The sequence below is a fragment of the Nocardia sp. CWNU-33 genome (assembly GCF_046764895.1).
Taxonomy (GTDB): Bacteria; Actinomycetota; Actinomycetes; order Mycobacteriales; family Mycobacteriaceae; genus Nocardia.
In genome coordinates this window covers 211,037-237,272 of record NZ_JBKOQN010000011.1, presented here as the reverse complement: position 1 = coordinate 237,272, position 26,236 = coordinate 211,037, and the positions used below count along the sequence as shown (strand labels likewise).

The following is a 26,236-nucleotide window of genomic DNA, read 5'->3' as shown; positions in this document are numbered from 1 at the left end:
GCAACGGCGATGGTGCCGAACAGTTCGTGAAATGAATCGGAAAGTGCCCACCCAGCCGGGCAGAACTCGAGGGACGGGCCTGATGAGATTCCGCCGGTGTTCAGTCCGTCGCGGCCTGCTCACCGCAGAACACCTCGTTGACGAGCCTCTGCTGGGCGTTCTGGAATGCGGTTGCGATGGACAGGTCGGCGTCGTCCACGCAGTTCAGCGCGGCGGTCAGGGTCTTGCTGCCGTCAGGTGTGCTGTACATCAGCGCTGCGTGGCCCACGGCGGCGCCGTTGTGGGAGATGACCGTGCCGCCGCCGTCCGTGGTCACCACGAACACTCCCAGGCCGTAGTCCATGTTCGGGATGCCCGTCGGGTGCGGGCGGCACATCTCGGCCAGCAGCGGGGCCGGCAGGAGCTCGCCGCTCATCAGCGTGGAGATGAACGTGTGCAGGTCCTGGGTGGTTGAGATCATGTCACCACCGGTGGAGATCCAGGACGGGTTCTGGCGGGTGATGTCGACCGTCTTCTGCTCGCCGGCGTCGTCGTAGCGGAAGTAGGCGTGGGCGTGCGGCTCGGGGAGCTGCGGCGAGGCGTCCGGCACCACGGTGCCCGACAACCCGAGCGGGCCCAGGATCAGCCGTTGCATCTCCTCGGCGAGCGAGCGGCCGGTGACCTTCTCGATCAGCAGCCGGGCCAACACGTAGTTGGTGTTGGAATAGCTCCAGCCCGTCCCCGGCTCGAACCGCGCCGGCTTGGACAACCCCAACTCCACCAGCTCCTGTGGCCGATAGGTCTTCAACCGGTTGTCCATCCACTCCGTGCCCGCGGGGCCGTAGGGCATGGGGATTCCCAGCACCATCGTCCCGTCGTCGTAAACCTCGCCGGTGAAGTTGAACAATCCGCTGGTGTGCTGCAACAGCATTCGCACCGTGATCCGCTCGTCCAGCCCGAACTCGGGCAGGTACTCGGTCACCGGGGAATCCAGCCCGATCTTGCCCTCGGCCACCAGCTGCAGCACCAGGGTCGCAGTGAAGGTCTTGGTGTTGCTGCCGATCCGGATGTGCCCGTCTACCGGAGGCTTCGCGGTCCCGCCCAGCTCCGCGGCCCCTGCGCTGCCGACCCACTCGCCCCGCTCATCGTGCACGCGCAGCGACACCCCGACGAAACCGGAATCGACGATGTCTTCGATGGCCTTCTGAAGTTCCGGGTGAGCCTGCCCGACAGCGGGCATCGGCTCGGCCCCGCTGCCCGAGGCCGAAGCGGCGTCGAGGGCTGCGGTGATCTTGCGGGCCATCTCGGCCGTGGTGGTGCTGGGCTTGTCCGGGTGAACAGGAGCGGCTTCGAGGGCAAGGAGGATGGTGCTGCGGAAGTTGTCGGCTTCTGCCGGAACTTGCTTGCCGAGCAGGTTCATGGCCGCGGTCAGGGCCGGCAGTACCCGGTCGGCGAGTTCGGCGACGGTTTTGCCTTTCAGTTCGATGTCCTTGGTCTTCGCGGCGAGTACGTGCCCGACCAGGCCGGTCGCCGACGTCAAGGCGATGGAGGCATTCGTGACGGCCTTGTGGGGCGAGCCGGTGGCGGCGGCCATCAGCGACACGGCGCCGTACGCGGCGGTCCGCAGGGTGCTCTTGTCCTGGTCGGAAAGGGTGATGGACATGGTGGTTTGCTCCTCAAATCTGTTATGTCCGGTCGGCGTCGTGCCGCTGCGACGAGCTTCCACCCTGACCCAAGGTCAACCTCAACCATGATCTAGATCACAGCCACTCTTTCTTTGGAGTTGGACAGCTTCGGGAGCAGGACGCCGTCACCGGGCTGCAGGTGGTGCTGACCACGCGGCCGCTCCACCATCCACCGCATCATCAGCGGAGCCGCACCACGGGCATAGTCCTCGCGCGATTGCCGCTCATGACACCTTCTTCTGCCGCTGAGTCCACGAAACACCCTCGACTAGGCGGCATCTCGAACATCGTTGGATTTTCGGCGATTACTACCGGAACTCCCACTGAGACACCGGGCTGCCAGGTACCGGCATGGCAGACACGAAGGCGGGAAGGGGCAGCGCATCATGAGGATTGACCATGGCGCTGTCGCAGGGGATGGTGCCCTAGTGAGCGGCGAAGAGGTCCGTGCAGGCGTGAAGCTGACCAATCTCGACACCCCGCTGTTCGACGGCGCGGAGGCGACCAAGCGGGATCTGATCGACTATCTGGAAGCAATCGGGGATCGGCTGGTGGGACAGCTGCACGATCGGCCGCTCTCGGTGCTGCGGATCCGGCCGGGGCAGGAGCCCTTCATGCAGAAGAACCTGCCGAAATACACCCCGGACTGGATGCACCGCGTGACGATGTGGGCCGACAGTTCCAAACGCGAAGTGACCTATGCGCTGTGCGACGACGTGCGCACGCTGCTGTGGTTCGGCAACCAGCGTGCGGTCGAGTACCACACGACGCTGCTGCTCGCGGAGTACGAGAAAGGTCCGACGCATCTCGTTCTCGACCTCGACCCGCCGCCCGGCCAACCGTTCCGGCAGGTCGTGCTCGCCGCCGAGCTGATCCGTCAGGCGCTGGACAACGACGGACTCGCGGGCGCGGTGAAAACCAGCGGCGCCAAGGGCTTGCACGTGTTCGTCCCGCTCGCGCCCGGCATACCCATCGAGGACGTCGCCGCGGCGACCCGCGCGATCGCCGCGCGTGCCGAGCGCATCGATCCGGTACTGGCCACCACCGCGTTCATCCGTGAGGACCGCGAAGGCAAGGTCTTCCTCGACTCGACACGCGCGGGTGGCGCGACCGTTGTCGCCGCCTACAGCCCGCGGATACGACCCAGTACGACGGTGTCGTTCCCGCTCGATTGGGCAGACCTCGGCAACATCACGCCGGGTGATTTCACCATCCACACCGCACCGAAGCTGCTCGGCGACCGCGACCTGTGGGCAGCGAATATGCCTGCGCCGCAAGCGATGCCCACGGATCTGATCGAGGAGGGTCACACCATCCCGATCGCCAGAGTTCAAGCGATGCACGAAGGAAAGCGCCGCGCCCGCGCGCGGCGCAATTAGTCCGGTTCGACATTGCGAAGGAGTATGCCCCGTGAACGTAGACCTGTCCGGCGCGAAGTGGTTCAAAAGCTGCCGGAGCACCGCATCAAAGGATTGCGTAGAGATCGCGCATCTGGACGGGGGCATGGTCGGTGTGCGGGACTCCAAGCACCCAACCGGCCCGGCGCTCGTCTTCACTTCTAGCGAGTGGGATGCCTTCACCTCACGCGTTCATGACGGTGAGTTCGACCGCCCCTGAACATGCAAGGCGATTCGCTCCGCAGCGTTGGACGAGCAGGCGACCAGGGAACTGGTATTGGATATTGCTAAGGAGTATGGCGAGTGAGCACCGACCTAACCAAGGCGGATTGGTTCAAAAGCAGCCGCAGCGGACCTAACCAGGACTGTGTCGAGGTCGCGTACCTGGACCGAGGCATGGTCGGCGTGCGGGACAGTAAGAATCAGTCTGGCCCCGCTTTAATGTTCACCCCTGACGAGTGGTCCGCCTTCACCGCTTGTGTGCACGATGGCGAGTTTGACCGTCGGTGAATCCGATGAAGCCCGGTATGTCACCTGTCTGACTCCCGGGCTTTTTTGTGCACTGAACATGATGCCTGGGGAGTGCTGGCTGATGTATGACCCGCACCCGCTAAACGGCGAACAGGATGGTGGAGTGCCGAAGGCTTCGACGATCACAATGGCGTACAACCGATCCGGCCGTTATGTGGAACAAGGTCGTGAGCATGACGATGCCGTTGATCTCGCCACGGTCAGCCGTGCCGACCTACGGTGGTACTACTTCATGTCGGACATCGTGTTCACGATCGGTGACGTCGATCTGACTCCGCCATGGTCGTGGACTCCGGTGTTCGACTTTCTGTGGTCGATGAAGGGCGTGCTCCGGTATCTGGACCGAGGTGAGCGGTCGACGATCGGATTCAATGAGAACGCCGAGCTGATCGAGTTCCGCCCCGAGGGCGAGTTCATCCGCGTGTCCTGCACGTACACAACGGATGTTGCGGTATGCCGCGCGGACGAGCTCGCGAGAGCCTGGCTGACATTCACACAGTCCGTGTGCGCCGTGCTGGCTGCCGAGTACCCTGCACTGGCGGCGAACCTCGCGCTGGCGGGTCTCTTGGACGCAGCCGAGCCCGATCCACCGCGCCGGCGCATCGGCAGGAGCTGAGCCCGAATCCCGTTCTGATCGACAGAATGCGATCGCCCGGACCCGGGCCCGACCCGTCGCTACCCGAACAGTCCGCCCAGCACGCCGCCGCTGCGAACCAACCCGCCATCGTCTGCGCATCCGAGAACATCGGCATCCATCCGAAGACCCTCGCCAATCGGATCAAAGAGCTCGAACAACACCTGGGCGGCAAGGTCAAGCAAGCTGGCAAGTGCCACGATTCACGAATTTTGAGACGCTACAAACCGCATAGACCCTCACGACGGATCCGGTGCCCGCCCAGCGGGCACCGCCACACCGCCGAATCCGTCCACACCCTCGGCCCTGGCGCTGCGGGCGCTCAGTCGCCGTCCACGCTGGTGCTCGGGGCCGCAGTCGAATCGTCCAGGCGAACACGCACCGTGACCCGCCCGCGCTCGTCGCGATGTGCGAGCGCGTGACCATGCCGGTCGCCGCCCTCGAGGTGCAGCGTGATCGGGCCGCCTTCATCGGTGAAGTTGCGCCACCAACTCTTTCGATCCGGGAGTGCAACCCCGATGACGATCGAATCGCCGGAACGGCGGTAGTTCACGGGCGTGCTGAAGGTTTTGCCCGAACGGCGGCCCACGTAACTGATCTCGACGAAGCTCTTGCGCATGAGCGACCCCACCACGGGTGCATTCGTCAAGGTCAGCATCACCGCGTTGAAGCCGTTCACGAAAGATTTCGCATTCACCGAATGCCTCCTGGTACAGCTTGGATAGCGGTCGAGCTCACTTTACCGACCATCCATGACACCGGCACTCGGCGGCGGTTGGTGTATCCAGGCGGGACCACGTCTCGGCCGGATTATGCTGAGCCCCAGCGCTGTTCAGGGGCATTTCGGGCCTGGCAATCTGCCGGATTCGTATGATTTTCGAGGGGGTCACACCATCCCGATCGCCAGAATCCAGGCGATGCACGAGGGCAAGCGCCGCGCCCGCCCGCGGTGCACGCCCTCGCTCGATCAACTCGACAAGATCGGCGTGGTCTGCGCGGACTCGATGAGCCAGCGGCCGTCCTGTTCGACGACCACATAGGTGAGCCGTCCCGCCGACGCGGGCAGCGCGTCGGCGTCCGCCCGCTCGTCGAAGACGTTTTTGACGCAGGCCACGATCGCGACGTCGTCGCGAATGAAATGCACGTCGTCGACCTCGATCTCGGTGCGCACATGCGCGAGCGGGGAGGCCAGTGCCGCCGTCATCGCCGCGGACAGCGCGCCGATTCCACTCACGCGACGTCCACCGAAATTGACTATGTTCACCGTGCTGGTATGCAGCGGCAGGAACTGATCGGGATCGTTCTGATACTTCACGGCGTCCGCGACCAGCGTGTGAATGGCCGCGGTCGCAACCGCTTCATCGAAGGTACCCATGGTGTCCGACTCCTTTCTGTCGCACGATAGGCGCTGAGCCAGAATCCCGTTCCGCTCGCGAGGATCCGATCGCCGGCCGCACCCTACCCGAACAGTCCGCCCAACACGCCGCCACCCTGCCCGGCCTCCTGGCCGCCGCCGGTGCCGCCGATGAATCCGCCGGGCGGCAGTTCCGAGGGTTGCACGATGACGAAGCCGCGGCCGGAGAACGACAGGGTCAGGCCCTCGCCGGTGCTGCGGCCCATGAGCCTGCCGAGGCCGAAGGAGTCGTTGCGTTTGATACCGCTCTGCAGGCTCGACGACCAGGCCACCGCGGCCTGCGGATCGGCGTAGGTCGGCTGGTCGACATTGAGCACGACCGGTGTGCCGTGGGTGGTGATGGCGATCCGGCCGCGGCCGGTGAAGACGCAGTTGAACAGACCGGCATTGCTGGCGAACCCGGCGGCGCCCTGGACCCTGCCGATGTTGTAGGACAACGTCGGATCGAAGGCGAGCACGTTCGCGCCGTTGATGGTGAGACCGTCGGTGCCGTCGAGGTCGACGGTGTGCACGTCGGCGGCGGCATTGGCGAGGAACAGATCGCCGCGGCCGGTGACCTTCATCAGCGGCACGCCCTCGCCGGTGAGCCGCTGCTGGATGGCCCTGCCGATGCCGCCGGAGCCGAGCGCTTGGAAATGCAGGTCGCCTTGATAGGCGACCATCGATCCGGCCCGCGCCATGACCTCGCCGTTGACGGCGACCTTGATCATCTTGCCGCCCTGCTTCTGGATGCCGACGCCTGCGACTTCCGCATGGCTCGGGTTGAACAGATCGCTCTGCATCGGCAGCGCTCCTTGCTGAGGTGATGACATCGGTGGGGGCGGCGAGTAGGTGGGGGGCGCCTGGTGTCCGGGTGGCGCGTACTCGGGCGACGGCGCGGCCGCGGGCGGGTAGTGCGGTGCCGCTGCTGGCGTTTGAAATCCGGGCGCGGGCGGGAATTGCGGTGGCGCTGTTGGTGTCTGGTATCCGGGCGGGGCTGGGGGTGTCACGGCCTGCGGTTGGTAACCCGATCCCGCAGCAGCGGGCGGGCTCGGCGGTGCCGGATCGTCGTCGATATTCACGCCGAACGCCGTCGCGATTCCGGCCAGGCCGTTGTCGTAGCCCTGACCGACCGCACGCACCTTCCAGCCGCCGCCGCGCCGGTAGATCTCCACGCACACCACGGCGGTCTCGGTGCTGAGCCCGGTCATCGGGAAAGTGACAGTGCCCGAATCGGATCCGATCGTTGCCAGCAGCGAGCTCGCGCCCGCGAAAGTGGGAGGTCCACTGCCGTCGAGACTGGCGGTGATGACCACCTTGTCGACGTCGGCGGGCAGCGCGGAGGTCTGCACATCCACCATGTCGCCGGCCCCGCGGCCGTGCCGATAGACGACACCGGGCCCGACCGGCTGGTTGAAGAACACGAAGTCGCCGTCGGACCTGACCCGGCCGCTCGCGTCCAGTAGTAGGGCCGAGACGTCGACAGGAGCGGAACAGGTGACGGTGATCGTCATCCGGTCGGCGGGAGCAGGCCGATTCTCGCCGCGGGCAAGCGCGGTCACGACCGACCGCCCCGGCCGTCGAAATGTCGGTTTGGCGTGCGATTCACGGCCTCAAGTGTTGCGCGAGTACGGGCTGCGCGCCACCGATCCGCCGATACGGGTCACCGATCAGGGGATACGGGCCACACCGCAGAGCATGGAGACGGCCTCAGCTCTCGGGTGTGCGCGCCAGGTTTCCGGGCGCCACGTCATCACCGAGGTGATGCCCGGTGAGACGAGCTCGTATCCGGTGAAGAAACGGGTGAATTCGGCTGTGGACCGCAGTTGGAAGGGCACGCCGCTGCGCTGATTGGCCGCTTTCGTCTCGGCGAGGTCCTCGGCGGTGAGGTGGTCGCTGGTGGCGTGGGTCATCACCAGGTAGCTGCCGGAGGGGAGTGCGTCGCACAACTGCCGCACCAGGTCGTAGGGGCCTTTGTCGTCGGTGATGAAATGCATGATGGCGACCAGCATCAGCGCCACCGGTTTGTTCAGGTCCAGGACCTTGGTGAGCTCGGGGTGGGTGAGAATGCGCTCGGGGTCGCGAAGATCCGCGTCGAGGTAGGCCGTCGCGCCCTCGGGGGAACTGTTCAACAGGGTGTTCGCGTGCATGAGCACGATCGGATCGTTGTCCACGTAGACGATCCGCGATTCGGGGGCGATGCCCTGGGCGATCTCGTGCACGTTGCCCGCGGTGGGCAGGCCGGCGCCGATGTCGAGGAACTGCCGGATTCCGGCCTCGGCCAGGTATCCGACCGCGCGCCGCAGGAAATTGCGGTTCTCCAGGGCGGCGAGGCGGACGGTCGGGAAGGCTTCGGCCACCGCGTCGGCCGATTCTCGATCGGCCGGGTAGTTGTCATTGCCGCCGAGCCAGTAGTCGTACCGGCGCGCCGGGTGCGGCTTGGTCACGTCGATCCTGGCCGCTGTCGATTCCGAGTCCACCACGCCCTCAATTCGTCTCGGCTACGGTCATCATGTCAGCTCGAGTTGTGCACCGGTAGCGATGGTGATGTCGCACCGCCCCGGAAGGCTTCGTCATGCAATTGCAGTACAGCCCATACGATTTCGACGTCCACAGCGATCCATACCCTTACTACGCCAGGCTCCGTGAGCAGGCTCCCGTGTTCCGTAACGACGCCGACGATTTCTGGGCGTTGTCCCGGCACGCGGACGTGCTGGCGGCGTTGCGGGACTCCGACCGCTTCTCCAGCGCCAACGGTTTGCGGATGGAGCCTGCCTTCTGGGGCCCGCAGGCAGAACGGTTCTTTTCATTTGTCGCCATGGACCCGCCCAAGCACACGCGCTTGCGCGGGCTGGTGACGCGGGCGTTCACCCAGCGTCGCGTGCAGTCGCTCGAGCCACGACTGCGGTCGATCGCGAATACGCTACTGCAACCGCTGCTCGAGCGTGGCAGCTTCGATCTGATGGCCGATTTTGCGGGCCCTTTCCCGACCGAGGTGATCTCCGAACTGGTCGGCGTGCCCGCAGCCGATCGCGACATGGTTCGCAAACTCGGCATGGAGATCATGTACACCGATGAGGAGTCCACCGACCTGCGGCCCGAGGCGATGCAGGCGATCGGCGCCTTGGTCGGCTACTACACCGAGTTGACCATCGAGCGCAGCAAGACGCGCAGCGACGATCTGCTCTCTGGACTACTCGATGCCGCCGACGGCGAAGACCGGCTCAGCCCGGAGGAAATCGTCGGCGTTCTGATCCTGTTGGTCGGAGCGGGTATCGAGACCACCATGCTGACGCTCGGCAACACCTGGCATGCCGCGGCACTGCATCCGCAACAGCGCCGGAAGGCCTTCGATGGTCGGATCGATGACTGGATCGCCGAGTCGATGCGCTACGACCCGTCATCGCAGACGCAGTTGCGCACGACCACCGAGCAGATCGAGTTGCACGGGGTGCGGATTCCGGCCGATGCGCGCATGCTGCTGATCGCGGGTTCGGCCAACCGGGACCCCGAGGTCTTCGACAACCCCGACACCTTCGATCTGGACCGTGACACCAGTAGGTCGCTGGCCTTCGGCAGCGGCCGCCATCACTGCCTCGGTTCGAATCTGGCGCTGCTGGAACTGCGTGTCGCTTTGCAGGAAATTGTTGCGGCCGTGGCCGACTACGAGGTCGACACCGAGCGCCTGCGGCGCATCCACTCTTCCAACAATCGAGGCTTCGCCAGCCTGCCGACCACGGTCACGATGCGCTGATCGTAGGCGACTGGTCGGTCGTCTATAAGAAGTCCTCGTCGTCGGCGGAACCCGCCGAACCCGCGTGTGTCGCGCGCGGCACGCCGAGTTTTTTGCAACACGGCAATTTTGCAGTTTCGCTCGCGACGGTGCATCGACTATGAATGGCATGTGCCGTTCCCATGCGTGATCACCTGTCTGCCATCGAATCTCCCCCCTCGGGAGTCGAATTGACCATCGAGCACCCCATTGAGGACGAGGTCACGCAGCTCGCGAGGCGGGTCGAGAAGGCCCGTGGTCGGCTTGCGTACCAATTCGACCCTGCGCTGACCGAGGCGCTGTCCGAGGACGAGCTGCTCGCCGAACGTCAGCTAGCCGAAAAGATTCGCGATCAGGACCGTGGTCAGCGTTGGAAGCACGTCCAGGCGGCCGCCGCCGCGGCCGACCGCGCTAGGCATACCACCGAGGCGATCGAGAAGGCCGACATCAGAGATCTATTGGTAGCTCGCAAGGCAATTGCCGCGCAGCGGCGCGAGTCCAGCCCGCATGCCAAGCTGGCGTCGCTGTACCGGCACCGGTCGTGGTCGCTGCGTGCGCTGGCCGGTGTCGTTGCGGCGGGCATGCTCTGGTCGGCTGTCAATGTCCAGCAGAACATCGCGCCGAGCGGGCCGAGCGACCCGCTGTACTGGTTCAGCTACCTGATCGAATCGATGATCAGCGTGTGTCTGATCATCATCATGATCGGTACGAACAAGGTGGCCGAGTGGGGCATCCTCGACAACCGCAGGCAAGTCGCCGCCGCCGAAATCGCTCTGCTCGCACTCACGATCACCCTCAACACCTACCCGTACGTGCGCGACGGCAAGTGGTATGACGCCGCCGTGCACGCGGTCGCGCCGGTCATGATCGGTGTCGCGTTGCTCATCCACGACGCGGCGAGCACCCGCTACGGGCACGCCATCGCACAGGCCACCGAGCAGGTTCGGGAATTGCCCGACCCAGCGGATCTGATTCGGCACCGGCTGCCGACAGTTGCCAGCTACCGCGCCAGTGCCCGAGCGGATACGCCGACGTCGGTGGCGGCATTGGCTGCTGCTGAACAGCACGATGAGCCCGAACCACGTCCGCGTGCCACCGAAGCGTTCGTGGATCAGAGCTTCGAAGTGATCATGCCCGAGGACGACGAGGTCGCGCCCTCGGCATTCGTCATGGATATCGACACCACGGTCGATCCGGACGAACGACCGGCGTCGTCGGTGGCTACGGTCAAGACCGCGGCCCGGCGCGCACCGAGCACTTCCAGTCGCACGGTGTCCGGAAGCTCCGACAACGATGAGTCGAGCAACGATCGGCTCACCGCGCCGATGGCCGCCAAAGAATCTGCCACCTCGTCGATCGCGAAGACCAGGCCCACCGCCGCGTCGAACGGCAAGCGGCCGTCGATCGAAAAGCCCTCCGCGGCCACCAAAGTCGACAGCAAGCCTGTCGCGACGGTGAGCAGCTCCAGCACGAAGGCAAAGGCAAGCTCTGCAACGGCCGGCAAGCCGACCGTACCGGCGAGCGCCAAGACCGCTGCCAAGGCCGACACAAAGTCGGAATCCGCGTCGACCGCCATTGTTCGCCAGACCCCGGCCGTCTCGAAGTCCGACAGCGCGGCAACCGATGCCGACTCCGATATCGCCCGCCCGCAGGAAATCTATGACACGGGCCAGTTCCGCGTCGCCGAGATCCTCGAGCAGGAGCTTGCCGAGCTGCAGGCCGAGCGGCGGCGTGCCCGTACCAGCAGGCAGCGCTGAGCGCTACGGCCAGACGTGCGCGGGCGCACGGGGCCCGCGGTACGAACGGCGTGTCGGTTCCGCTCAGCCTCGAGTGGACGGGCCGATCGGTATGTGGCACGGCGGCTACCGTTCATCGGTGATCTCGGTGATCTCGGTGACGCGGTAGCAGAGCTGCGTCGGTTGGTCGTTGCTGAGAACACGACCTGTGGCGCGGTGGAGCTGTGCGAAGGCCCTCGAATCGTATCGCAGGGCTATCTGGCAGATCCGGCCTTGCCGGGAGATGTTGGCGGGTGGTCGTTTCTCCGAACGTGGCGAGTGACGCTCTGTGCTGCCGGTGGACCAGTTCGGCCCGCGCGGCGGTGACGAGTCCCTGACCACCGAACGCGGACAATCGAATTCCATTTGGACCGTCGCCCGGATTCAGCTCGCCGCCGCGGCGGCCGCGCTGACGATCGCGATGGTGACGGCCCGGATTTCCTGGACGGCTGCCTCCGTCAGGCGCAGCGCCCCGTTCAGCCGATCACGGTGTGGCGAAGCCGATGAGGGCGCCGATGCCCGCGCCGATCGGAATCGTGACGAGGGCGCCGACGCGGCCGAGGAAGAAGCCGATCACCGCGCCGATGCCCGGCGCCGATGAGTGCGCCGATGCCGGCGTTGTACTGCTTGCGCGCGAGAGTGTCTGCCTCGTCGATGAATTGGGCGTTCTGCTGGGTGTCGACCTGCGCGCCGATTCGTCCCCATCCGGCCGGATCTCGGCCCACCCATCTTCGCCCGTAGACCGTCCTCGACGGGGTTCTTTTGCGAATCTCGCCACGAGTCACCCGCGCAGATACCGGTTCGCGCGGGGACCGTTGCGTCACTTCAGATGATCTTCATCAACGGTAACTCCGTTGTAACCGCGCGCTGCGGCCAGATCGCATCCGGCATGTGAGCATGGGCGAAAGGTCTTATCGGAGAAAGGAAATCGCCCCTGTGGGCCAATTCTGCAGAGCAGTTCTACTCGATGCCGGCCATAAACTGATCGGGTATCTGGAGCCCGGCGCGCAGTCAATGGGTCGCGCGTGGATCGGCGACGACTTCGTCCAGGGCGTGGAACGACTGTTGGCTATGCCGACGCGTGTGGTGTGGGCCGGGCGTCACGCCTACCCCCATATCGGCGAAACCCTATACGAAACGGTGGTTTCCGTCGCGCCACTGACCGGCCCCCGTCGCGGCTTAATCGGCCGGTACATGCTCAACCACGACCAATACTCCTACGTGGACAAAGCAACAGTCCTCGAAAACGACGACCGCTACCGCATCCACCCGCTGCCGGTCCTCACCGCCGAAACTCCCGACGACGACCGCTGCCTGCGTGGCGCGCACACCACCGGTGACCCGGCGCTGATCGGCTCCTGGGCCCGAAACCTCATCTCCACCAGCGATACCGTCCCGGCCGGCTTCGACCTCCTCAAATTCGACCTGGTCCAAGCGTGACCCGTGGCCCCGACGAGTGGCACATGGCAGAACGCTTCTCGATGGTTGTCGCAGTCAGATGCCACTCCTCGTTGCCGACGGGCGTTATGGAGTGGCGTCGGGGTCGAATCCGCCGGGGATTTCGTAGATGGCGCCGGTGAAGGTGGCGGCGAAAAGGCGGCCCGCGGAGAAGCCTTCGGTGCTACGGCCGTAGGCGACGACGCTGGTCAATGGATTGCCGCTGCCGAGGATGCAGTATCGACCGGGTGCGTCGATGCGGATGATTTGAGCGGTGGTGTTGAGGGGGACAACGGGGCGATCCTGGGAGTCCAGCGTCAGCCCGTCCGGCGCGGCGAGCGCCTCGCTGCCGCCGAGGTCGAGCAGCGACTGGGGTGCGCCGGGGTCGGCGGTGGGTATCCGGCTCACCCCGGGGTCGACGAAAGTGCGCCCTACATAGAGGTATTCGTCGTTGCGGCCGAGTACCGCGCCGTTGGCGCTGGGGACGCTCGCCCAGTCGGCCTGGACGACGCCGTTCGGATAGACCCGGCCGATGTGGCTGCCGAAATCATTGGTCGTGTACACGATGCCGTCCGCGCCGACGTCCATGCCGTTGGCCGCGCTGAGTCCCGCCGCGAAGGGCCGCATAGCGCCGGTGTCCGGATCGAGTTGCACTATCCCCGCGTGCCGCAGGAAATCGCCGGCCACGACCCGCGCGTCGGCCCCATAGCCGACCAGCAACTTCTCCTCCGCCGTCCAGGCGAGTGCGCCGGCGCCGCCACTGGGAACCGTCGCAATGGGTACCGGCTCGGCCCCCGGCGCATCGATTCGATACACCCGTCCGCTCAGCAGATCGGTTGTGTAGGCCCGGCCGTGCGTATCGACGGTCAACCCCTCCAATGCTCCCGATACGAACCCGACCTGGATCGTGGGTTGTCCCGCCCCGGCGCAGACGGGGGCTGCGCTCGCCGTCGGTGCCGCAACCGCCGACACAGCGCCGAATGTCAGCGCCGCCAGGATGACTGCCGATTTGCTCATACTGCTCATTTCACACCTCCGGTTGGTTCGATGTGTTCGATTCGTCCTAGAAGCCAGGACTGCCCGGTGCCGGCTCGATCACAAGTAGTTAGCTGATGGGCTGCTCGATTCCCGAATAGTTACCGCTCGGGTCGAGCAGTGCGGCAAGCTAGGTGGGTGCGTGTGTTGGTGCTCGGGTCGTTCGAAGTGCGTGGGGATGACGATCGGCCGGTGGAAGTGGTCGGTGTCAAGGTGCGGGCGTTGGTGGCGCGGTTGGCGATGGAGCCGGGGCGGGTGGTGTCCGCCGATGCGTTGACCGAGGCGATTTGGGGAGACCGCCCGCCTGCGAACGGGGCCAATGCGCTACAGGCCTTGGCGTCCCGGGTGCGCAGGGTGATCGGTAGTGCCCGGCTGGAGGGGCGGCCGCCCGGATATCGGCTGGTTGTCGACGACGGCGATGTCGACGCGGTGCGGTTCGAGCAGTTGGTTGCGGTGGGGCGGCAGGCATCGGGGTCCGATCCGGCACAGGCGCTCACGATGTTGCGCGAGGCCGAGGCGCTGTGGCGGGGGCCTGCATTGGGTGACCTGCTCGAATTGCAATTCGCCGCCGACGCGGCGACGCGGCTGGACCAGTTGCGGCTTGCGGCCACCGAAGATCGGCTGGCGATCGAGATCGCTGCCGGCAATGACATTCTCGACGAACTGCGGCCGCTGGCCGATGCGCATCCGCTGGCAGAACGGTTGCAGGGCTTACGAATTCGCGCACTGTATGCCGCTGGCCGCCAGGCCGAGGCGCTGCAAGCCTACGACCGGACCCGCGATCATCTGGCCGACGAACTGGGCATCGACCCGTCGGCTGAGCTGACCGACCTCCACCTGGCGATTCTGCGCCAGGCCGCCGACCTGCCGACGCGCAGGCGACGCACGAATCTGCGCGCGCAGGTGACGAGCTTTGTCGGGCGGGAGGACGACCTCGCCGGCCTTACCGCAACGCTGACAACGGCCCGGCTGGTCACCGTGGTCGGCCCGGGGGGTGCGGGCAAGACTCGACTGGCCGTCGAGGCAGCCGAGCAGGCCGACGCACCGGGCGGCATCTGGTTGGTCGAGCTGGCGGCGGTGACCGACCCGGTCGAGGTGGCCACCGCGGTGCTCACGGCGATCGGTGTCCGCGAGGTAGGGCTGCTCGACCAGCCTGCCGGCGACGCGACGGCCAGACTCGTCGAGTTCTTCACCCACCAGCGTGCTCTGCTGATACTCGACAACTGCGAGCATCTGATCGAAGCCGTCGCCGAGCTCGCCGATCGACTACTCGGCGCGTGTCCGCAACTGCGCATCCTCGCCACCAGCCGCGAGCCCCTCGCCATCGGCGGCGAGAACCTGCACCCCCTCGCCGCGCTGCCGTGGCCCGCGGATTCGATAGACGATCCAGCCGAGTATCCGGCGGTGCGATTGTTCGTCGACCGTGCGCGTGCGGTCCGCCCCGGCTTCGCCATCGACGAGGCGAATTCCGGTGCGGTGGTGGAGATCTGTCGCAGGCTGGACGGTATTGCGCTGGCGATCGAGCTGGCCGCGGCTCGGATGCGCGCGCTGAGCGTCCAGCAGATCGCCGCCAAGCTGGACGATCGTTTCGCGCTGCTCGGTAGTGGCAGCCGCACGGCTCCGGCTCGGCATCGGACTTTGCGCGGGGTCATCGAGTGGAGTTGGGCGCTGCTTTCGCCTGCGGAGCGGGAGTTGGCGATGCGGCTTGCGATATTCCCCTCCGGCGCGAGCCTGGACGCCGTCGACGACATCGACGTATTGACCGACCTCGTCGACAAGTCGCTGGTTGAACGCGCGGGCACCCGCTACCGCATGCTCGAGTCGATCCGTTCCTATGCGCTCGACCAGCTGGCGCACGACGGTCGCGGTCCGCTGCTGCGCGACGAACACGCACGCTACTTCCTCCGCCTCGTCGAAGCGGCCGACCTGCAACTGCGCGGCGCCGACCAGTTGACGGCCTTGGCGCTGCTGGACGCTGAACGCGAAAACATCATGACCGCACTACGATTCGCCGTCGAGAGCGCCGATATCGACCTCGGTGTGCGGCTGTTGGGGTCGATGTTCTGGTACTGGGGGCTGCGCGGCATCCAGACCGAGCGGCTGCAATGGACGCGGGCAGTGCTCGATATCCCCGGCGTGACCGACATCCTCACCTCGGCGGCGGAACCCCATTCACCGGTGCCTGACACCCACCGTGCCGTGCTCTTCGTCCTCGACGGCCTGATGCAGTACGAGACCGGCTCGGCCGAGGTCGGTGCGCGGGCCGTGGCGCGGGGGATCGAACTCGGCAGGCGCGCAGGTGGTTCGGCCGGTGCCCCGGGGCAGACGGTGTTGTTGGTCGCGCCGACGTTCCTCGAGGGCGGCGCAGGTGCGCATGCGGTGGCGGATTCGCTCAGTGAGCTGTCGGGGTGGGAGCGGGCGATGACGCTGCTGCTCGCGACCATGGCGGCGCCCGCGAACGCAGACCTGGTGTTCGACCAATTGGCCGAAGCCAGGCGTGAATTCGAGATGCTCGGCGAGCGCTTCGGGCTGGCCTCCGCACTGCGCATGCTCGCCGACCATCGACTTCGCCGTGGTGACTCCGAGCGCGGGGTCGCCGAGCTCACCCAGGCGGCGGAGGTGATGGAGGAACTCGGAATCGTCGGTGACTGCGCGGAGATCCGAGCGGAGTTGGGCGCGGCACTCGTGCGTGCCGGTGAACTCGATCGAGCGCACGTCGCCTTGCAGGAGGCGCGTCATCACGCGGCCGCGGCGGGGGAGCCGCGGACCTTGGCCTACGTCCGAATGGCGGAGGCGGAGTACGAGATTCATCGAGAGCACAGTGCTGTCGCGCTGCGTGAACTCGATCGGGCCGAAGCCGGTTTCGCCGGCGCCGCGCTCGGGGCCCGCGCGCGGATGGTGTGCGCCGGACTGCGCGCCTTGGTCGCGGTGCAGGCCGGCGACACTGCCACCGCCCGTCGAACGCTGGATCGAGCGGTCGCCGCCTGCGCCGATACTGCGCAACCGGAGGACCTGGCGATCGTGACGCACATGTACGCCGCGATCGCCGTGCACGACGGTGCGCCCGGCCGGGCGGCATATCTGATCGGTCTCGGCGCGGCGCTGATCGGTATCGAGGACCGCCGCGGCTATGACAACCCCCTCCGCCCAGCCGACCGCGCCAGAGAGCTGCTCGACGCCGAGGAATTTGCGCAGGCATACAACCGCGGGTCCGCACTCACCCGCGACGCCGCAACTCGAGTACTGTGCGCCGATCCACTGGCGACGAGTGCGTGACGGCGGGATGCCGGTGGTTCTTCGAGTTGTCTGCGACACCGCTGCCGGTTTTGTGTGTCCCGTCACACACGGTCTCTTTTTGCTCTAGCGTGGGCACGGTTGAGGCCGAGAGGGGTCGTGGATGCGTAAGGGGATGCTGGGGCTGGTGGAGCTGCGCGAGCACGTCGAGGAGGGGACCCTCGACACGGTGCTCGTCGCAATGACCGACATGCAGGGCAGGCTGCAGGGAAAGCGGTGCGCGGCACAGTATTTCCTGGACGAGGTGATCGGGCACGCTACCGAGGTCTGTGACTATCTGCTCGCCACAGATGTGGAGATGAACACCGTCGACGGGTATGCGATGTCGTCGTGGGACACCGGATACGGCGATCTGGTGCTGCGGCCCGACCTGACCACACTGCGGCTCGTGCCGTGGCTGCCGGGCACCGCGCTGGTGCTGTGCGATGTGGAGAATGTGCAGCCCAAGGGTGTGCCCATCGCGCCGTCGCCGCGGCAGGTGCTGCGGACACAGTTGGCTCGGCTGGCCGAACATGGGCTGCGGGCGTTCGTCGGGACCGAACTGGAGTTCCTGGTCTTCGACGAGACCTTCGAATCCGCGTGGAACGCGGGCTATCGCGGTCTCACACCGGCCAATCAGTACAACGTCGACTATTCGCTGCTCGGCACCGCACGGATCGAGCCGCTGCTGCGGCGTCTTCGCAACGAGATGGACGGCGCGGGCATGTATGTCGAGTCGGCGAAGGGGGAATGCCATCCCGGGCAGCACGAGATCGCATTCCGCTATGACGAGGCATTGGTGACCTGTGACAACCACAGTATCTACAAGACCGGCGCCAAGGAGATCGCCGCACAGGAAGGGCGCAGCCTCTCCTTCATGGCGAAATACGATGAGCGCGAGGGTAACTCGTGTCATATCCACATCAGTTTGCGCGGCGAATCGGGCGAGCCGGTGTTCGCCGGTGACGGCGCGGACGGCACCTCGGCCCTGATGCGGCATTTCATCGCGGGACAGCTGGACTGCTTGCGCGAGCTCACCTACTTCCTCGCGCCGAACATCAACTCCTACAAGCGTTTCGTACCGGGCAGCTTCGCGCCGACCGCGCTGACCTGGGGTCGGGACAACCGAACATGTGCGCTGCGTGTGGTGGGCGCAGGACCGTCGCTGCGCATGGAGAATCGCGTTCCCGGCGGCGACGTCAATCCCTATCTCGCGGTGGCCGCGTCGATCGCCGCTGGTCTGCACGGTATCGAACGGCGACTGCCGCTCGAACCGGAGTTCCACGGCAACGCTTATCGGTCCCAGCGTCCGCGGGTGCCGCGCACGCTGCGCGATGCGGCACAGCTGTTCGGTGACAGCAAGGTCGCGCGCTCGGCGTTCGGTGACGACGTGGTGGACCATTATCGGAATGCGGCACAGGTCGAGCTGGATGCCTTCGACGCCGCCGTCACCGATTGGGAGCGAATCCGTGGTTTCGAACGACTATGAGGATGCCGGCGGCCCGGGGCCACGTCCGGTAATCGGGCTGTCGACCTACAGCGAGCCGGCTCGCTACGGGCCGTGGGATGTCGAAAGCGCGGTTCTGCCACGCAGTTACATCGATATGGTGGAGCGAGCGGGCGGGGTGCCGGTGCTGCTGCCGCCCGCCGGCGTCGCGCGACAGGAAGTCGTCGCCGGGCTGGACGGATTGGTATTGACCGGTGGGGCCGACATCGATCCGGCTCGCTACGGTGCGCCACCGGATCCGCAGACCCTCGACACCCGTCCGGACCGCGACGACTTCGAGTTCGGACTGTTCGCACTGGCCCGTGCCGCCGGAATACCGACACTCGCGGTCTGCCGCGGGCTGCAACTGGTGAATGTGGCGCTGGGCGGCACCCTGATCCAGCACCTGCCCGACGTGCTCGGGCATACCGACCATTCGCGCACTCCCGGCGTGTTCAACATCGTGCGGGTGTCGACGGTGCCGGGCAGCCGGGTCGCCGCCATCGCAGGGCCGGAGCTGAAGGCACACTGCCATCACCACCAGGCCATCGACGTGCTGGCCGCCGACCTGGTCGCGGCCGCGCATGCGTCCGACGGCACGATAGAAGCGGCCGAGGCGAGGACCGGTTCGTTCCTGGTCGGCGTGCAGTGGCATCCGGAGGCCAACGCTACCGACCGCAGGCTGATGCGCGCCCTGGTCGAGGCCGCGGCCGCACTCCGCGGCGAGCGCGCCTCGTGAGCGGGCGTCAGCGAGACAATCATGGACACCGCACGCCATAGCGCACGACGCAACCACGCCTGCGGCGGCATCGTGAGTATGACGGCCTACCGAAGGGAGCTGATTCGATGACGACGGCCACCGTGGTCAACCCTGCGACCGAGCAGGTTGTGGCAACGATCGAGGCAACGAGCGAGGCGCAGACCGATGCCGCCATCGAGCGCGCGCACCGGGCCGCGGCGCAATGGCGCGAGGTCGCGCCCGGCGACCGGGCCCGACTGCTGCGCCGATTCGCCGACGTCGTCGACGCGAATCTGGAGCAGCTGGCACAACTCGAGGTCGCCAACGCCGGGCACACCATCGGCAATGCCCGCTGGGAGGCGGGCAATGTCCGCGACGTGCTGCACTATTGCGCAGGCGTGCCGGAACGATTGCTCGGCAGCCAGATTCCGGTGCCAGGCGGGGTGGACATCACCTTCCACGAGCCGCTCGGCGTGGTCGGGATCATTGTGCCGTGGAATTTCCCGATGCCGATCGCGGCGTGGGGCTTCGGGCCCGCGCTCGCCGCCGGGAACACCGTGGTGCTCAAACCCGCCGAGCTGACCCCGCTGACGGCGATCCGTCTCGGCGAACTCGCGATCGAAGCGGGCTTGCCCGACGGCGTATTCCAGGTGCTGCCCGGCAAGGGGTCGGTCGTCGGGCAACGGTTCGTCACGCATCCCGCGGTCCGCAAGGTCGTGTTCACCGGTTCCACCGAGGTGGGCAAGCAGATCATGGTCGGCTGCGCGCGGCAGGTGAAACGGGTGACTCTGGAGTTGGGCGGTAAGAGCGCGAATATCGTGTTCGCCGATGCCGATCTGGAGCGGGCCGCCGCGACCGCGCCCTACGGTGTCTTCGACAACGCCGGGCAGGACTGCTGCGCCCGATCGCGGATCCTGGTGCAGCGCAGTGTCTTCGATCGGTTCCTCGAGCTACTGGAACCGGCCGTGCGCGGCGTGCGGGTCGGCGACCCTGCCGACGAGACCACCGAGATGGGGCCGCTGATCTCGGCGGCCCACCGGGCGCGGGTCGCCGCGTTCGTCGAGCCGTCGACCAAGGTCGCCTTCACCGGTGACCGGCCCGACGGGCCCGGATTCTGGTATCCGCCAACGGTTGTGCTGCCCGGCGCGCCGACCGATCGGGTGCTCACCGAGGAGGTGTTCGGCCCGGTGGTCGCGGTGGTGGCTTTCGAGGACGAGGCCGACGCCCTACGGATCGCAAACGACACCGAATACGGTCTTTCCGGGTCCATCTGGACCAGCGATGTCGGCCGTGCGCTGCGGGTTTCGCGTGGTGTCGAGGCCGGGAACCTCTCGGTGAACTCGCATTCCTCGGTGCGGTACTGGACCCCGTTCGGCGGCTTCAAGCAATCGGGACTCGGTCGTGAGCTGGGGCCCGACGCCGCGCTCGCCTTCACCGAAACCAAGAACGTCTTCATCGCAACCACCTGAGTCAGCACACGTCGAAGAGGAGCCACGTTGCAGCGCTTACAAGATCGAGTCGCCGTCGTTACGGGCGGCGGTAGCGGGATCGGCCTCGCCACGGTCCGCCGCTTTGCCGCGGAGGGCGCCAAGGTTGTCGTCGCCGATATCGACGCCACCGCGGGTGAGGCTGCGGCCGCGGCGGTCGACGGACTCTACGTGAAGGCCGACGTCACCGACGAGGCCCAGGTCGAGTCGTTGTTCCAGACCGCGGTCGACACCTACGGCGGCCTCGATATCGCCTTCAACAATGCGGGAATTTCACCGCCGGAGGACGATTCCATCCTCACCACCGGCATCGAGGCGTGGCGGCGGGTGCAGGAGGTGAATCTGACCTCGGTGTACCTGTGCAGCAAGTACGCCATCGGCCACATGCTGGAGCGCGGCAAGGGTTCGGTGATCAACACCGCGTCGTTCGTCGCAGTGATGGGCGCGGCGACCTCGCAGATCTCCTACACCGCCTCCAAAGGCGGAGTTCTCGCGATGAGCAGGGAGCTCGGTGTCCAGTTCGCCCGCAACGGGATTCGGGTCAATGCGCTGTGTCCCGGCCCGGTCAACACGCCGCTGCTGCAGGAGCTGTTCGCCAAGGATCCCGAGCGCGCCGCGCGTCGCCTGGTGCACATCCCGACGGGGCGATTTGCCGAACCGGAGGAAATTGCCGCGGCCGTGGCCTTTCTGGCCAGCGACGATGCCTCGTTCATCACCGCGTCGCAGTTCCTGGTGGACGGCGGCATCTCGGGCGCCTATGTGACTCCGCTCTAGCGGAGTGCGCCATGTACTGTTCGCCTTCGGCGCAGCTACCTGCGTCGTTGTGGATCGACCGTTGTTCGTGGACGGCATAATTCGCTATTTGCCGCCGATCGGAGGAGGCTCCAGGAATGAGTCAGGAAGACGGGCAAGCACCCGGACTGTTCAGTCACGACGCGGTCCTGGCGGAGACATCTCCCGTCGCGGAGGCCGACGGCGCGGATTTCCGCCCGGTCTTCAGTCGCTCCGATGGTTCGGGCCCGGGCGCGTATCTGCCCGCGGATGATCTGAAGTAACGCCCGCTGTGCTGTTCGGCGCTCAGGATGCGCCGAACAGCTCCAGCAGTTCGGTGTTACCGAACATGGTGGCCGCCTCCCGCGCCGACGGCGTGCCGGCATCCGGATCCGCGCCCGCCGCGAGCAGGGCCCGCACGATCTCGGTTTCACCTTTGAAAACGGCCCCCGCCAACGGAGTCTGCCCCTTATCGTTCGCGCGATCCGGCTCGGCTCCTCGCGCAAGCAACGCCGCAACAGCCTCCTGATGGCCGTGATATGCAGCCAGCATCAGCAGCGTGTCGCCCCGATCATTGGTGAGATTCACCGGCACCCCGGCATCCACATACCCGCCGAGAGCTTCGACCACACCCTGACGGGCCAGATCGAACACCTTCGTCGCCAACTGGATCAACTCGGGATCAATCTCGTCACCACTCACCCATCCATTCCTACCCGCACGAGCAGCCTTCCCGCGAGTGGGACATGGTTGTGGCCCGTATTCGGCATCTGCCGCAGCCATGTCCCGCCGGCCGACCTAGCGCGGTGTGCCGAGGCGCGCGCCGCCGTCGACGCGAATCACGATGCCGGTGGTGAAGGTGTTGCCGACCAGGAATTCGATCGCGTCGGCGACGTCGTCGGCGCTGCCGACCCGGCCGACGGGGGTGGTGGCGGCGATGGAGTCGAAGACCCCGGTGCGGGCGTCCTCGGGCAGGAAGCTCCACCAGTCGGTATCGATGACGCCCGGTGAGACGGCGTTCACGCGCAGCGGCGCCAGCTCGACCGCAAGGACCGGGACCATGGCTTCGACGCCCGCGTTGACGGCGGCCAGTGCGGCGGTGGTCGGCATTGCCCCGCCCGCCGATGCCGCGGACACCAGGGTGACCGAGCCGCCCGTGGTCAGGTGGGGGAGCGCGGCCTGCACCGTCGCGGTGTGTGCCATCAGTTTTCCGGTGTAGTGCGCTTGCAGCTGCTCTCGGTCGATCTCGCGGAACGGGGTGGTGCCCGACGGGCCGGTCACCGTCACCACCAGGTGATCGATGGGCCCGACCTCGGCGAAGAGGCGCGCGAGGTCGGCCTCGTCGCGGGCGTCGACCCGCTGCCCGGTGGCTGCGGCGCCCAGTTCGGTCAGTGCGGCGGCGAGTCGTTCCTCGTTTCGTCCTGCGATGACCACGTCCATGCCGTCTTTCAGAAGTCGGCGTGCGGTTGCCAGCCCGATGCCCGAAGTTCCGCCGACGATGACGACTTTCTTGCTCATTACAGCCTCCTGAATTACGAACCTCTGTGTCTCGAAATATAAACGAGGCACGGTGTCTTGTAAAGTGATCCGCATGACAGGAACCCGAGGACGCCCCCGAAGCGAGGAAGTCAGGCGCGCGATCCTGCATGCCGCACTCGAGCTGTGCGAGCGCGACGGCTACCAGGAGCTGACCATCAAAGCGATCGCCGATGCCGCAGGAGCCGGGCGGCAGACCGTGTACCGCTGGTGGCCCGACAAGGCCTCGATCCTCATGGAGGCGCTCGTCGACCTCGCACGTGAGCACGAGGCGGCGCTGGTCCCGGTCGAATCCACCGATGTGCTCGGTGATATCGAACGGCTGCTGACGACCACCTACGAGCTCGCGCGCAAGACCACCGGACAGGCGCTCGTCGGACTGATGGCCGACGCGCAACGCGATCCCGTGCTGTCGAAACGATTGCAGGACACCGTGATCGGACCGCGTCGCACGGCGCTGCGCGCGGTACTGCAGCGTGGCGTCGATTCCGGCGAACTCGTTGCGACGGCGCCGCTGGACCTCGTCGTCGATTTCGCCTTCGGCGCAATGTGGTATCGGCTACTGAGCGGGCATGCGCCGGTGGACGCTGCCTTGGCGCGCGAGGTCACCACCGGCCTTGCCGCGATGTTCGCGCAACGCTGAAAATTCGTGACTGCCAAGGGGTTACGCTGCGCAAATGGATGATGAGGAGCTGGTCCCGAGTGGACAGTTGTCGGGTACCGCCCGAGTAGAAGCCTTCAGCGACGGCGTGATGGCGATCGCCATCACGCTGCTGATTCTGGAGATCAAATTGCCCGAGTACGAACCGGGGCATCTGCTCGGTGCGCTCGGCCATATCTGGCCTTCGTACGTGGCCTATCTGGCGTCGTTCCTGACGATCGGCGTGATCTGGATGAACCATCACGCGTTCTTCAGCAGGTTGCGCCATGTCGACCACGTGCTGCGCTGGTGGAATCTGATGCTGTTGCTCGGCGTCTCCGTGTTGCCGTTCCCCACCATGGTTCTCGCGGAGCACGCCGTGCACGGCACAGGCAACGACGCCAAGGCCGCCGCCGCGCTGTACGGCATCGCCGGTGTGATGATGACCGTGCCGTGGGCGCCGCTGTGGTGGCGGTTGATGAGCAGACCCGAACTGTTCGAACTCGGCTTCGATTCCGCATTCGCCCGGCGTGAGAGCGTGCGCGCCTACCCGGGCATCGTGATCTACGCAGTCTGCATCGGCGTCGGCCTCATCCAGCCGGTGGCCGCCCTGATCCTCTACCTCGTCGTCGCCATCTTCTATGGCTTCACCAGCCAGGGCCGAGGGACGAAGCCGGGCGACGACTTGGACTAGCTCGGCACTCGCCCGTCCCGGTGAGGGTCGGATCACCCGGACGAGTGAGGCGCCCGCGGTGGCGCTCGGGAGACACTGGATCGCTATGAATATTCGGAGTGCGGTCTCGAGCGCGGTCGGTGCCACCGACACGGTGGCACGGCGGGTGACCGAGCGGGTCCGGGCTTTCCCGCCGGGGCTGCTCGATGCCGTCATCGCCGCCGCGGTCACGATCGCCTCCGTGGGGCCTGCCGTGGTCGACGGTGCCTCATGGTGGATCGTCGGCCTCTCGGTGCTGGCCTCCGCCCCTGTCCTGTGGCGTCGGCGCGCGCCCATTCTGGTGCTGCTCGTCGTCGGTCCGGCCATCACCGTGCTCGCGTGCCTGCACGCCATGCCGACGCTGCCCTACGGCACCATCGTCTGCGCGTACACGATTGCCGCCTACAGTCCGACCGGGCTACGGCGCGCGGCACTGGTCGGCGTGAGCGTCGGCGTCCTTTTCTCGCTGGTCGTCCCCAACGAGAGCCCTGACTCCTATGGCTACGCCGCCATGTCCTTTGCCACCGCGTGGGCGCTGGGCGCCGGAGTGCGGGCCAGGCGCGCGCAGATCGAGATGCTGCAGGAGCGCGCGCGTCGGCTCGACGAGGAGCGGGTCGCCGCGGTGGACCGGGAACGGTTGCGGATAGCGCGCGATATGCACGACATCGTCGCGCATTCGGTCGGACTGATGATCGTGCAAGCCGAGACAGGGCCGCTGCTGACCAGGGTCGATCCGGCACGGGCCGACGCGACCTTCGCCGGCATCGCCGATACGGGCCGCGAAGCGGTGCAACAACTTCGGCACAGTCTCGGCGCATTGCGCGGCCAGGCGGTCGACCTGCCGCATCAACCGGGCATCGATGCGATAGCCGACCTGGTCGAGATGTCGCGGCGCAGTGGGCTCGCCGCCTCTTTCGAGGAATACGGGCCACGCCGTTCGGTTTCCGGCGAGGTCGCGGTCACCGCGTATCGGGTGGTTCAGGAGGCGTTGACGAACACCAGGAAGCACGCGCACGCCACCTGCGTGCGGGTGTCGCTGCGGTGGTCGGAGGATCGATTGACGGTCCGGGTGTCCGATGACGGCAGGGGCGATGCGGACACGGACGGGCCGAGCGGGAAGGGCCCTGGAACGAACGGGCACGGCCTGCTCGGTATGCGCGAACGCGTCGGTGGCACCGGCGGAAGACTGCACTACGGACCGTCGAGCAGTGGCTTCGATGTGGCCGCCGAACTACCCATCGCACAGGAGAGTTGAGCATGCGGGTGCTCGTTGTCGACGATCAGGACCTCTTCCGTGCCGGCTTCCGACTGATCCTCGACGCCCAGCCCGACATCACCGTGGTCGGTGAAGCCGCCGACGGGCTGGAGGCAATCGAGCAGACCATCGCTTTGGCGCCGGACGTCGTGGTCATGGACGTGCGGATGCCGCGCCTGGACGGAGTCGGCGCGACCCGGCGCATCTGCGCGGAGACCGACGCGAAAGTGCTGGTGCTGACCATGTTCGACCTCGACGAATACGTCTACGATGCGCTGCGGGCCGGTGCGAGCGGCTTTCTGCTCAAGGACGTGCGCCGCGAGGAGTTGGTCGAGGCCGTTCGTGTGGTCGCCGCGGGAGAGGCGTTGCTCGCACCCACTGTCACCCGCCGACTCATCGCCGATCTCGTCCACCGCGGCCATTCCCGCCCCGAGCTGGTCAGACAGCTCGACGACCTGACCGAACGCGAACGCGAGATTTTGCGCCGGCTCGCCACGGGGTTGTCCAATGCCGAACTCGCCGCGGCGCTTGTGGTCAGCGAGCACACGGTGAAGACCCATGTCAGTTCGGTGCTGACGAAGTTGCGGTTGCGCGACCGCGTGCAGGCCGTGGTTTTCGCCTATGAGGCGGGCCTGGTCATCCCTGGTCGCACCCGCGAGTGAGCCGGAAACCGCTCGTCTCGGCGATGCGGTGGTCCGG

General features: G+C 66.5%; 27 protein-coding genes. 18 read left to right on the top strand and 9 right to left on the bottom strand.

Features of this window, described 5'->3' with window-relative positions:
* Positions 1-100: 100 nt before the first annotated feature.
* Positions 101-1,642: a serine hydrolase domain-containing protein gene (locus ACLMAL_RS17995; protein ID WP_412000107.1), complete on the bottom strand. Its 1,542-nt coding sequence runs from the start codon at positions 1,640-1,642 to the stop codon at positions 101-103.
* A gap of 450 nt (positions 1,643-2,092) precedes the next feature.
* On the opposite strand from ACLMAL_RS17995, the gene ligD reads away from it, so the two are divergent.
* From ligD to ACLMAL_RS17975, 4 genes are all read left to right on the top strand, one after another.
* Positions 2,093-3,043 (top strand): non-homologous end-joining DNA ligase, encoded by a 951-nt coding sequence (gene ligD / locus ACLMAL_RS17990; protein WP_412000154.1) that lies wholly within the window; start codon positions 2,093-2,095, stop codon positions 3,041-3,043.
* A gap of 31 nt (positions 3,044-3,074) precedes the next feature.
* A complete protein-coding gene (locus tag ACLMAL_RS17985; protein WP_412000106.1) occupies positions 3,075-3,281 on the top strand; it encodes a DUF397 domain-containing protein in 207 nt (68 codons plus the stop codon).
* Positions 3,282-3,364: 83 nt separating this feature from the next.
* Positions 3,365-3,571 carry a DUF397 domain-containing protein gene (locus ACLMAL_RS17980; protein WP_412000105.1) on the top strand — a complete coding sequence of 69 codons (207 nt, stop codon included), beginning with the start codon at positions 3,365-3,367 and terminating at the stop codon, positions 3,569-3,571.
* 124 nt (positions 3,572-3,695) lie between these two features.
* Positions 3,696-4,208, top strand: coding sequence for a hypothetical protein (locus ACLMAL_RS17975; protein ID WP_412000104.1), 513 nt, complete (start codon positions 3,696-3,698; stop codon positions 4,206-4,208).
* Between the two features lie 59 nt (positions 4,209-4,267).
* On the opposite strand, the gene ACLMAL_RS17970 is transcribed toward ACLMAL_RS17975, so the two are convergent.
* The 5 genes from ACLMAL_RS17970 to ACLMAL_RS17950 form a co-directional block, all read right to left on the bottom strand.
* Positions 4,268-4,426 carry a hypothetical protein gene (locus ACLMAL_RS17970; protein ID WP_412000103.1) on the bottom strand — a complete coding sequence of 53 codons (159 nt, stop codon included), beginning with the start codon at positions 4,424-4,426 and terminating at the stop codon, positions 4,268-4,270.
* Positions 4,427-4,548: 122 nt separating this feature from the next.
* Positions 4,549-4,923, bottom strand: coding sequence for a hypothetical protein (locus ACLMAL_RS17965; protein WP_412000102.1), 375 nt, complete (start codon positions 4,921-4,923; stop codon positions 4,549-4,551).
* A gap of 270 nt (positions 4,924-5,193) precedes the next feature.
* The gene (locus ACLMAL_RS17960) at positions 5,194-5,601 is read right to left on the bottom strand and encodes an SgcJ/EcaC family oxidoreductase (protein ID WP_412000101.1); all 408 of its coding nucleotides are present in this window, start codon (positions 5,599-5,601) and stop codon (positions 5,194-5,196) included.
* 83 nt (positions 5,602-5,684) lie between these two features.
* A complete protein-coding gene (locus ACLMAL_RS17955) occupies positions 5,685-7,133 on the bottom strand; it encodes an AIM24 family protein (RefSeq protein ID WP_412000153.1) in 1,449 nt (482 codons plus the stop codon).
* A gap of 156 nt (positions 7,134-7,289) precedes the next feature.
* Positions 7,290-8,099, bottom strand: a complete 810-nt coding sequence (locus tag ACLMAL_RS17950) for an SAM-dependent methyltransferase (protein ID WP_406231981.1) — start codon at positions 8,097-8,099, stop codon at positions 7,290-7,292.
* A 95-nt stretch (positions 8,100-8,194) separates the two neighbouring features.
* Here ACLMAL_RS17950 and ACLMAL_RS17945 point away from each other — a divergent pair, with 95 nt between their 5' ends.
* The 4 genes from ACLMAL_RS17945 to ACLMAL_RS17930 all read left to right on the top strand — a co-directional run bounded on the left by ACLMAL_RS17945 (position 8,195) and on the right by ACLMAL_RS17930 (position 12,606).
* Positions 8,195-9,373: a cytochrome P450 gene (locus tag ACLMAL_RS17945; protein ID WP_412000100.1), complete on the top strand. Its 1,179-nt coding sequence runs from the start codon at positions 8,195-8,197 to the stop codon at positions 9,371-9,373.
* A gap of 209 nt (positions 9,374-9,582) precedes the next feature.
* The gene (locus ACLMAL_RS17940; protein ID WP_412000099.1) at positions 9,583-11,148 is read left to right on the top strand and encodes a hypothetical protein; all 1,566 of its coding nucleotides are present in this window, start codon (positions 9,583-9,585) and stop codon (positions 11,146-11,148) included.
* A 316-nt stretch (positions 11,149-11,464) separates the two neighbouring features.
* Positions 11,465-11,767 (top strand): hypothetical protein, encoded by a 303-nt coding sequence (locus ACLMAL_RS17935; protein WP_412000098.1) that lies wholly within the window; start codon positions 11,465-11,467, stop codon positions 11,765-11,767.
* 413 nt (positions 11,768-12,180) lie between these two features.
* Positions 12,181-12,606 carry a hypothetical protein gene (locus ACLMAL_RS17930; RefSeq protein ID WP_412000097.1) on the top strand — a complete coding sequence of 142 codons (426 nt, stop codon included), beginning with the start codon at positions 12,181-12,183 and terminating at the stop codon, positions 12,604-12,606.
* Positions 12,607-12,690: 84 nt separating this feature from the next.
* On the opposite strand, the gene ACLMAL_RS17925 is transcribed toward ACLMAL_RS17930, so the two are convergent.
* Positions 12,691-13,620, bottom strand: coding sequence for an SMP-30/gluconolactonase/LRE family protein (locus tag ACLMAL_RS17925; protein ID WP_412000096.1), 930 nt, complete (start codon positions 13,618-13,620; stop codon positions 12,691-12,693).
* Between the two features lie 156 nt (positions 13,621-13,776).
* On the opposite strand from ACLMAL_RS17925, the gene ACLMAL_RS17920 reads away from it, so the two are divergent.
* The 6 genes from ACLMAL_RS17920 (at position 13,777) to ACLMAL_RS17895 (ending at position 21,678) form a co-directional block, all read left to right on the top strand.
* Entirely contained in the window at positions 13,777-16,914 is a 3,138-nt protein-coding gene (locus ACLMAL_RS17920; RefSeq protein WP_412000095.1) for a BTAD domain-containing putative transcriptional regulator, read from the top strand.
* 121 nt (positions 16,915-17,035) lie between these two features.
* Complete coding sequence (locus tag ACLMAL_RS17915) at positions 17,036-18,400, top strand: glutamine synthetase family protein (RefSeq protein ID WP_412000094.1); 1,365 nt, start codon at positions 17,036-17,038, stop codon at positions 18,398-18,400.
* Positions 18,381-19,136: a gamma-glutamyl-gamma-aminobutyrate hydrolase family protein gene (locus ACLMAL_RS17910; RefSeq protein ID WP_412000093.1), complete on the top strand. Its 756-nt coding sequence runs from the start codon at positions 18,381-18,383 to the stop codon at positions 19,134-19,136. Before ACLMAL_RS17915 ends, ACLMAL_RS17910 begins: the two co-directional genes overlap by 20 nt.
* A 107-nt stretch (positions 19,137-19,243) precedes the next feature.
* Entirely contained in the window at positions 19,244-20,605 is a 1,362-nt protein-coding gene (locus ACLMAL_RS17905) for an aldehyde dehydrogenase family protein (protein ID WP_412000092.1), read from the top strand.
* 27 nt (positions 20,606-20,632) lie between these two features.
* On the top strand, positions 20,633-21,397 hold the full coding sequence (locus ACLMAL_RS17900) for a 3-oxoacyl-ACP reductase (protein WP_406231966.1): 765 nt from the start codon (positions 20,633-20,635) through the stop codon (positions 21,395-21,397).
* A gap of 116 nt (positions 21,398-21,513) precedes the next feature.
* Positions 21,514-21,678: a hypothetical protein gene (locus ACLMAL_RS17895; protein WP_328404588.1), complete on the top strand. Its 165-nt coding sequence runs from the start codon at positions 21,514-21,516 to the stop codon at positions 21,676-21,678.
* A 22-nt stretch (positions 21,679-21,700) separates the two neighbouring features.
* Here the strand turns inward: ACLMAL_RS17895 and ACLMAL_RS17890 are convergent, their stop codons facing one another.
* Positions 21,701-22,096, bottom strand: coding sequence for an ankyrin repeat domain-containing protein (locus ACLMAL_RS17890; protein WP_412000091.1), 396 nt, complete (start codon positions 22,094-22,096; stop codon positions 21,701-21,703).
* A gap of 96 nt (positions 22,097-22,192) precedes the next feature.
* The gene (locus ACLMAL_RS17885) at positions 22,193-22,912 is read right to left on the bottom strand and encodes an SDR family oxidoreductase (protein ID WP_412000090.1); all 720 of its coding nucleotides are present in this window, start codon (positions 22,910-22,912) and stop codon (positions 22,193-22,195) included.
* Between the two features lie 73 nt (positions 22,913-22,985).
* Here ACLMAL_RS17885 and ACLMAL_RS17880 point away from each other — a divergent pair, with 73 nt between their 5' ends.
* The 4 genes from ACLMAL_RS17880 (at position 22,986) to ACLMAL_RS17865 (ending at position 26,199) form a co-directional block, all read left to right on the top strand.
* Positions 22,986-23,573 (top strand): TetR/AcrR family transcriptional regulator, encoded by a 588-nt coding sequence (locus tag ACLMAL_RS17880; protein WP_412000089.1) that lies wholly within the window; start codon positions 22,986-22,988, stop codon positions 23,571-23,573.
* A 34-nt stretch (positions 23,574-23,607) separates the two neighbouring features.
* Positions 23,608-24,264 (top strand): TMEM175 family protein, encoded by a 657-nt coding sequence (locus tag ACLMAL_RS17875; RefSeq protein ID WP_412000088.1) that lies wholly within the window; start codon positions 23,608-23,610, stop codon positions 24,262-24,264.
* Between the two features lie 85 nt (positions 24,265-24,349).
* On the top strand, positions 24,350-25,537 hold the full coding sequence (locus ACLMAL_RS17870; RefSeq protein WP_412000087.1) for a sensor histidine kinase: 1,188 nt from the start codon (positions 24,350-24,352) through the stop codon (positions 25,535-25,537).
* Complete coding sequence (locus tag ACLMAL_RS17865) at positions 25,534-26,199, top strand: response regulator (protein ID WP_412000086.1); 666 nt, start codon at positions 25,534-25,536, stop codon at positions 26,197-26,199. The genes ACLMAL_RS17870 and ACLMAL_RS17865 overlap by 4 nt, the downstream gene beginning before the upstream one ends.
* Positions 26,200-26,236 lie beyond the last annotated feature (37 nt).

Coding starts and splice junctions, on each gene's coding strand:
- ACLMAL_RS17995 (WP_412000107.1), bottom strand. CDS start 1,642: ATGTCCATCACCCTTTCCGACCAGGACAAGAGCACCCTGCGGACCGCC.
- ACLMAL_RS17960 (WP_412000101.1), bottom strand. CDS start 5,601: ATGGGTACCTTCGATGAAGCGGTTGCGACCGCGGCCATTCACACGCTG.
- ACLMAL_RS17955 (WP_412000153.1), bottom strand. CDS start 7,133: ATGACGATCACCGTCACCTGTTCCGCTCCTGTCGACGTCTCGGCCCTA.
- ACLMAL_RS17945 (WP_412000100.1), top strand. CDS start 8,195: ATGCAATTGCAGTACAGCCCATACGATTTCGACGTCCACAGCGATCCA.
- ACLMAL_RS17930 (WP_412000097.1), top strand. CDS start 12,181: ATGGGTCGCGCGTGGATCGGCGACGACTTCGTCCAGGGCGTGGAACGA.
- ACLMAL_RS17925 (WP_412000096.1), bottom strand. CDS start 13,620: ATGAGCAAATCGGCAGTCATCCTGGCGGCGCTGACATTCGGCGCTGTG.
- ACLMAL_RS17915 (WP_412000094.1), top strand. CDS start 17,036: ATGCGTAAGGGGATGCTGGGGCTGGTGGAGCTGCGCGAGCACGTCGAG.
- ACLMAL_RS17905 (WP_412000092.1), top strand. CDS start 19,244: ATGACGACGGCCACCGTGGTCAACCCTGCGACCGAGCAGGTTGTGGCA.
- ACLMAL_RS17895 (WP_328404588.1), top strand. CDS start 21,514: ATGAGTCAGGAAGACGGGCAAGCACCCGGACTGTTCAGTCACGACGCG.
- ACLMAL_RS17885 (WP_412000090.1), bottom strand. CDS start 22,912: ATGAGCAAGAAAGTCGTCATCGTCGGCGGAACTTCGGGCATCGGGCTG.
- ACLMAL_RS17880 (WP_412000089.1), top strand. CDS start 22,986: ATGACAGGAACCCGAGGACGCCCCCGAAGCGAGGAAGTCAGGCGCGCG.
- ACLMAL_RS17875 (WP_412000088.1), top strand. CDS start 23,608: ATGGATGATGAGGAGCTGGTCCCGAGTGGACAGTTGTCGGGTACCGCC.
- ACLMAL_RS17870 (WP_412000087.1), top strand. CDS start 24,350: ATGAATATTCGGAGTGCGGTCTCGAGCGCGGTCGGTGCCACCGACACG.